We start from the raw sequence: 6,070 nt of genomic DNA, 5'->3' as shown, positions 1-6,070 counted from the left end.
TCAGATAAACTTGCTGGAGGAAGATCCAGCCTTAATTCAAGTATTCTTCCGCAAGAAGGAAGTTGCATTCTTTACGGATTAATTCACGCATCAATAATACGCTGTATTATAGCGGTGAAGGGAGCTACAGGTACTTGAGTCCGAATAGTAGCAGGTGATGTTTTTACTACTTATTTACACAAAGGCATTGACAGAAGTAACATTTATACTTAATTTTGCAGTCCCAATCCCAAATAGTTCGGGATGTAGCGCAGCCCGGTAGCGCACTTGCATGGGGTGCAAGGGGTCGCAAGTTCGAATCTTGTCATCCCGACGAACTATAAAAAAGCACTTACGACAGAAATGTTGTAAGTGCTTTTTCTTTTGGTTTAAACATCTCGAATCAACTTAAAGAACTTTGAATGTACTGATCCAGTATCCATAGATTTGGGATATGAGGCTATCAATACAGAGGAAGGTACCTGTCGACAAGTTCTGAAGGTATACTGAATCATTCATCCTTGTCAACTTTCACTCACCAAGGTCATAGTAGTATACCTTTGGATGCATGACTGATGCTGATATAATGGATTTATTGGGAGTAGGAGCAACAGGAGATTTCAGGATTAGACAACACCGGAAATGAGGATGATCCTATAAGCATATTATTTAGGAAATGTCCCAGACCAGATAACAGCAACTGCTCTATAAGGTTTTAAGGTAGGCTGGTGCCGATGTGAAGTGAGGTGTACCGATTATAGCGGACAGCTTACTTGCTTAGTTAAAGAATAAAAATAGTGATTTTCGTACTGCATTGGACTCAGGTAGTTCAAACTTGAATGTTTACGGCTGGTATTGTAGTACATTTCAATGTATTCAAAGATTTCTGTTTGGGCATCTTCAAGGTTGTCAAAGATTCCATCCTCGAGCAGTTCTGCTTTTAGTCGGCTAAAGCAAGACTCCATGGATGCGTTATCATACGGATCATCGGCTCGGCTCATAGATTGTGCTATTTTTCTTTTCAGTAGCAGCATTCGAAACAGACCTCCTGCATATTGACCCCCACGATCAGAGTGTACAATGAGTCCAGCTTTTACATTTCTTGTCGCAAGTGCTTTTCGCAACGCTGCTATCACCAGTTCTTCCCGCATGTGGCTGGCCAACTTCCAGCCTACTATCCTTCTGGAGTATAAGTCCATCCACACTGATAGATAAGCCCACCTGCCTTGGGAAAGCGGGATATAAGTTATATCACCAACCCACACTTCATCAGGTCTTGTAGGCGGCTGACGCTCCAGCAGCAGATTAGGGCTAATGGGATAAGGATGCCTGCTCTCAGTAGTGCGGGGCACAAAGCTACGGGGCTGTATGGCTCGTAGTCCATGCTGTTTCATTACCTTTCTGCATACATACTTTCCAACTTTAAGACCTCTATCCTTTAACTCGGCACAAATCCTGCGGATGCCGTAACGTTGCTTGTGCATTCTAAATACTTCCACAATCTGCTGTTCCACCTGCTGCTTTCCTGAATTTTTTACTTTTGGCTTTAAGTACTCGTAATAGGTACTGCGGCTGATTTGCATGAGGTGGCACAACAGTTTGGTAGAATACCGATGCTGGAATTTTTTGATAAACTTACATCGGTCCTTTACTGCGAGCGAGAGAAGATGCCCAAGGCTTTTTTTAAAATGTCTCGCTCCATTTCCAGTTCCCGCAGTTGCTTTTGTAGTGCCAGATGCTCCGATAAACTAACTTGAGAAGGAGGCGCGGGCTCTGATGAAGCCACATTTGTTAGGCCAAGTGCCTGTCTGCGCCAACGGTAAATGATGTTTTCTCCTATGTCCAATGAATGGGCAATGTCCGCTACTGAACGGCCAGCCGCAATTATGCTAACAACTTCTTGCTTGAAGGAGACATCGTACTTTCTCCTGCTTTTCTGTGATTTTTTGTGCTGCATCTCTACTTGCTAATTTACGCAAGTAATGTGTCCATTAAAACTAGACCATCTCAAAGGTCATTCTTTATTTAAGAATGATCGTGATTGTTTCTATGGCTTAACCACGAAAAATCATGTATCAGGTGGACTGACAGATGCAACAGTTTAGGCCTCATACCCCATCTCATCAATGATAGAGAACCTGAATGAGGGGAATTTTCGCTTAAATTTTCTTAACAGTTTGGTAGCCTCCTGGTGCGAAAGCATATCAAAAGAGTCACAATAAATTATACCACTACCTAGTTGTTCTAATGAAGATATAGGCTCGTAGGCATTTTCAGAGAAGTTCCATAATCCAATTCTATAATATGTTTGCACCTTCGCTTTCATTTTATTGATGAGTGAGTCTGTAAAGATTCTGTTAAGTAATGTAGCGCTTATGGACCCGGAGCCTCCATTAGTCCATCAGGTAAGGGGGTAGCTTCACGAACTAATTTACACATCTGTAAATTAGTTTATTGTTTCCCACGGATTATCCACTTTGCCTTTTGTATTATTAATAACAAACCGTTTGTAGATATGTTTTAGGCGTTTGGAGCTCATACAACCCTATACTTCAAGCACTTATCTATCACCCGAATAGGTGCATCAACGAAGGGCAATGCACTCTAACACATAATTGTTACTACCACCATACATTCACTTGAATCCGGAGCCAGGAAGAAGTCACTATACTTAGTGTATTGCAAACCCTATTGCTTACATTTATAACTGGATTACCAATTCAATGTATAGTAATGTCTCTTCTTTGAGCTTGTGGGCTTAATGCAGGAACTTCCCCCATAGAATATGAAGCAGTACTAACAATTAACCTGCTCAAAGACAGGTACTTTGCAGAGCTTGTTAAAGTACTTAGCTAATGGAAGAGGGGCGCTACTCACTCAGAGCCACTTGTTGCCCGAAAGGCGAATATCTCCCACTGAAAGTGTGAATCACGTAAGAAATAAAATCAAAGGAATTATAATTCATTAATCACCTACTTATATAATACTACTATGGCGAAGTTTTTGGAAGTGCAAGGGTATGAGCGTATAATAAACCTGGATAAAATTATTGAGTTTCGTAAAGGTGAAAGAGGAGTACATACCCCAACCATTATTTTCAGGTTTGACTCCGGAGAAGTAACAACTTTTGAATTTAAGGACGTCAAAGTCAGAGATAGTGTTATTGAGTCTATCATGAACCATGAAGAACACCTAAGGCTAAGGTCAGATGGTAATCTGCTTGAAACGCCAAATCGCTTCGTCCGTAACTCGTTGTGATTAGTACTGGCAGCAAGAAGGGATCATCACTGCCTTTTTGCTGCCAGTACTAATTACCTACATGCATGACAGCAATGCTATTTAGCGCTGGTCTGACCAGCGGCAGTAAAAGCTATCATCTCAGGTACCCTCTATTTCAGGCGAAGAAGAAAGCCTATACTTTCGAGACTATCAAGAACCTGAACATGGCCCGGTCTTCTAGCTTTATATCATAGTTCATATTGACCGGAAGCCTCAGTAGCATTAGGTAAGTAGTTAGCCCTGGCTTAACATCACTCAATGATGAGTTTTTCAGGGCTTCAAGCACCTCCAGAGGCGCCCCCTGAAATTATTCTTCCTTTTGTGGTCAGGTATCTCATGGGGGTAAGGGGTTGATTATTTCCTGGTTTAATTCAGCAGCATGGCAGGGATCCCTACCTGCTAGCCAATAGCCTCATTCAAGTCATGAAAGCTTCCAAAGCGGTGTAAAGTCATAATATGAGAACGTAAAGCCTTCATAAATGTAGCGTTCTCCTGATACACAAGCCCGAATTCATGGGCTGTTTTCTTCACTATAGGAGCTATCTCCGGGTAATGGACATGACAGATTTTGGGAAACAGGTGATGTTCGATCTGAAAGTTTAACCCACCGATATACCAGGATAGCCATTTATTCCGGGGGGAAAAGTTAACGGTAGTTTCCAGTTGATGGATGGCCCAATCCTTCTCAATAATGCCCTGCTCGTTGGCCATAGGATGCGAAGTACCCTCTACCGTATGCGCTAGCTGAAATATAACGGTCAGGACAGTACCCGCTGTAAAATGCATCAGCAGGAAGCCCGCTACTACTTCCAGCCAGGGGAGTTGAAACAGAAAGATAGGTACCCCAAAGAATGCAAATAGGTATATCGATTTCATAAGAATCAAACCCAGTAGCATTCTCCTGTTTTCCTGGGTAGACTTTCGGTTAACTCCTGATTTTATGAACCCATGGTACTGGATAAAATCTTTGAGCAGCACCCAGTAAAGGGTAAGTATTCCGTAAAAGGCAAAGGCGTAGAGGTATTGAAACCGGTGGACTCGCTTAGGTTCGTGATGTGGGGACAGCTTTACAATGCCCCGATCGCGAATATCTTCATCCATAGGAACCACATTGGTGTAGGTATGATGGAGAATATTATGCTGGAATTTCCAGTTGTCTACACCCGCTCCGGCCAGGTTGATCGAGTACCCCATCCATTTGTTAACTGAGGGATTTTTGGAATAGGCTCCGTGATTAGCATCGTGCATCACACTCATGCCTATACCCGAAATACCAAGCCCCATCAGCAGCCACAAAATCAGACTGGCCCAGAAGGGAGGCTGCAAGGTTAGTAACAGAATAAAAGGAACTATATATAGAGCTAGTAGTACAGACGTCTTGATGATCATGCTTCTATCGGCATAGCGAGTGTTCTGGCTTTCGATAAAATATTGATCTACTCTTTTTTTTAGGGTTGGGAAGAACTCACTTTTTTCAGGTGCAGCAAATTTCACTTTTTCATGTATTTTCATGTAACGGTAAACGGGGAGTTAGTGGGGAATGGATGAGGTGAAGGACAAAAAGAAGGAAGAAAAAAGGAAAATCTTAATCTAATCAAGGAGCCGTTCTAATTCAGAACGTTAAGGTTCTGAATTTAGTTTAAATCAGTATAGAATGAAGCCCTTTAGATATGAAAGAGAGGGCAGGCAGGAACATGAAGTACTATCACAATTGTGATATACTTACATTAACTTGCCATAACACAGGCAGTTTCAGACCTTACCAGCTTCTGTTTCTGCACACGATCCAATTGTACTTTAAAAAGTACTAGTATTCGCAGAAAACTATGAAGACACTGTTTCTTCATATCTCACTTACCCCCTCCTGAGTTCTTTTATGGGGGAAGAAGTAGCCTATACTTACCCCTCCCCCATGGCCGGGAAGAATAACTTCGGGATTCGCCTCTGGAGGTGCTTGAAGCCCAGAAAAACGTATAAAATAGTTATACACTAACCTGTTGCAGTCTACTGATCCAGCGACCGGATGACCCGGCTCGGATTTCCGGCCGCAAATACATCCGAGGGTATATCTTTGGTAACCACACTACCCGCCCCTATAACAGTACGATCGCCGATAGTTACCCCCGGACAAATCACGACGCTCCCGCCTACCCATACATCTTCCCCAATGCGTATGGGTTTGGCATATTCCAGTCCGGTAGCCCGTTCTTTGTAATCAATGGGATGAGTAGCCGTATAAATCTGAACATTAGGCCCGAACAGGGTGCGGCTACCAATCGTAACCTGCATCACATCCAGTACGATGCAGTTGAAGTTGAAGAATACCTTCTCCCCTACGACCATATTGTAGCCATAATCACAGTAAAAAGGAGGCTGCAGCCACAGATCCGCTCCGGCATTCGGAATCAGTTCTTTCAGGATCCTGATCCTGTCTTCGGTCTGGTCTTCCCGGCTGTCGTTCAATTCTTTTATCAGCAACCTGGTTCGTAGCCTGTCGTCAGACAGCTCCTGATCGAGTGCGTTGTACAGCTCCCCGGCAAGCATCTTTTCCTTTTCTGTCTTCATAGAAAACGTATTGATAAGTAGTACCCTATGTCTAGTAATGAAGGGATATAGTCAATATTATCAACTGCATCCGGAAGTAATATGTTAGCCGGATGATTCGCTCATTCCCATTACTCCCCAAAAAGATGTTACTCCTACTTATTGATATAGCTTCTGTACTCAACCTCAATAATTGAGATACAACATTCTTTCAGGCACAGCCGGCGCCACGGCAACTATATAAATATACTCATTAAAAATATAGTGT

At 42.7% G+C, this 6,070-nt stretch carries 4 protein-coding genes and 1 tRNA gene; 1 reads left to right on the top strand and 4 read right to left on the bottom strand.

From position 1 onward, the window contains the following. Positions 1–239 precede the first annotated feature (239 nt). Positions 240–313 (top strand) — tRNA-Pro (locus JTN23_RS25320). Positions 314–734: 421 nt separating this feature from the next. On the opposite strand, the gene JTN23_RS25315 is transcribed toward JTN23_RS25320, so the two are convergent. From JTN23_RS25315 to JTN23_RS25300, 4 genes are all read right to left on the bottom strand, one after another. Continuing rightward, positions 735–1,610, bottom strand: a complete 876-nt coding sequence (locus tag JTN23_RS25315; protein WP_247237915.1) for an IS3 family transposase — start codon at positions 1,608–1,610, stop codon at positions 735–737. A gap of 17 nt (positions 1,611–1,627) precedes the next feature. After that, positions 1,628–1,936: a transposase gene (locus JTN23_RS25310; RefSeq protein ID WP_247237914.1), complete on the bottom strand. Its 309-nt coding sequence runs from the start codon at positions 1,934–1,936 to the stop codon at positions 1,628–1,630. A 1,721-nt stretch (positions 1,937–3,657) separates the two neighbouring features. After that, on the bottom strand, positions 3,658–4,770 hold the full coding sequence (locus JTN23_RS25305; RefSeq protein WP_247237913.1) for a fatty acid desaturase family protein: 1,113 nt from the start codon (positions 4,768–4,770) through the stop codon (positions 3,658–3,660). A 492-nt stretch (positions 4,771–5,262) separates the two neighbouring features. After that, positions 5,263–5,823 carry a sugar O-acetyltransferase gene (locus tag JTN23_RS25300; RefSeq protein WP_247237912.1) on the bottom strand — a complete coding sequence of 187 codons (561 nt, stop codon included), beginning with the start codon at positions 5,821–5,823 and terminating at the stop codon, positions 5,263–5,265. Positions 5,824–6,070: the final 247 nt, after the last annotated feature.

Origin of the sequence: Telluribacter roseus, from assembly GCF_017355915.2 — a bacterium.
Lineage (GTDB): Bacteria > Bacteroidota > Bacteroidia > Cytophagales > Spirosomataceae > Telluribacter.
This window is presented reverse-complemented; position numbering and strand designations above follow the sequence as displayed.